This is a genomic window from Thalassospira mesophila, assembly GCF_002115755.1.
In the GTDB taxonomy this organism is placed as follows: Bacteria; Pseudomonadota; Alphaproteobacteria; order Rhodospirillales; family Thalassospiraceae; genus Thalassospira; species Thalassospira mesophila.
Genome location: NZ_JFKA01000046.1, coordinates 1 through 1,126, shown reverse-complemented (window position 1 = coordinate 1,126; position 1,126 = coordinate 1). Strand labels below are relative to the sequence as shown.

The 1,126-nt window shown below is 57.8% G+C and carries 1 protein-coding gene; it reads right to left on the bottom strand.

Translation table 11 applies throughout. From position 1 onward, the window contains the following. A partial coding sequence (gene tnpC, locus TMES_RS21945; protein ID WP_085586595.1) for an IS66 family transposase occupies positions 1-1,126 on the bottom strand: 1,126 nt, incomplete at both ends.

The window sequence follows — 1,126 nt, the reverse complement described above, 5'->3', positions numbered from 1 at the left end:
CGTGGCGCAGCCACGTATAGGGCTCCTGGCCGTTGACCTTGGCGGTCTCGACCAAGCTGTATATCTGCGCACTTGCCGTGGCGCCCTTGGGCGTGTCACTGAACAGCCAAGCCTTGCGCCCAATGACAAACGGTTTTATCGCACGCTCTGCCAGGTTGTTGTCGATTGGCAAATGGCCCGCTTCGACATACCGTTCCAGGCGGCTCCAGTTGTTTGCCAGGTAATGCACCGCCTTGCCCAATACGCTTTGCGGCGTCACCTGGGCGTACGTCTTGTCCAGCCAGCTTTTCAGCTGACCGAGGATCGGTAAGCTTCTTTCCTGGCGACCGATGAACCGCTGTTCGTCGCTGACCTCCTTGAGGTCGCGCTCGATGTCATACAGCTTATTGATCATCGTCAGCGCCACATCGGCTCGTCCGGTCTTACCCTTGGGCTGCACCTTTTGTGCTTCGACGAACTTGCGGCGCGCGTGAACCATGCATGCCAGTCGCTCGATACCGGGCTGCAACGCCAAAGCGTTGTAACCCGCATAATCGTCGGTCATCACATAGCCGCGATAGCTTTGCAGCAGACGCAATGGTACTTCCTGCGCACGGCTGGTGGTGTAGTCGAACAGCACAACTTGTCGATCAGGCGGGCCACTGGCTTGCACCCACATCCAGGATTGGCTGGTCGGGTCTCGATCCGGTTCTTTCAACACCTGGACGCGAGTCTCATCGCAATGAATCACCGAACTTTCCAGCAGCCGATCACGCATCAGGTTCAACAGCGGCTGGAAGTATTTACTGCACTGGATCACCCAACGCGCCAGGGTTTGTCGTGGAACCTCGATGCCGTGGCGGGACAGCACACTTTCAAACCTGTGTAGCGGCAAGCCATCGACGTACTTGGTCGTCAGCAGCATGGCCAGCACGCTTGGGCTGGCCATGCTTTTTTCGATTAACTGGGCGGGCTTGTCAGCAGTGACAGGAGCAGTCTCGCAACCACGGCAGCCATAGATCTTGCGCACGTGTTTGAGTACGCGGATCTGCATCGGCACGATATCGAGCTGCTCGCTGGTTTCTTCGCCGATGACATGCTTACGGCAACCGCAGGCGCAGGTCAGTTCGTGTTCGGGCAACTCATG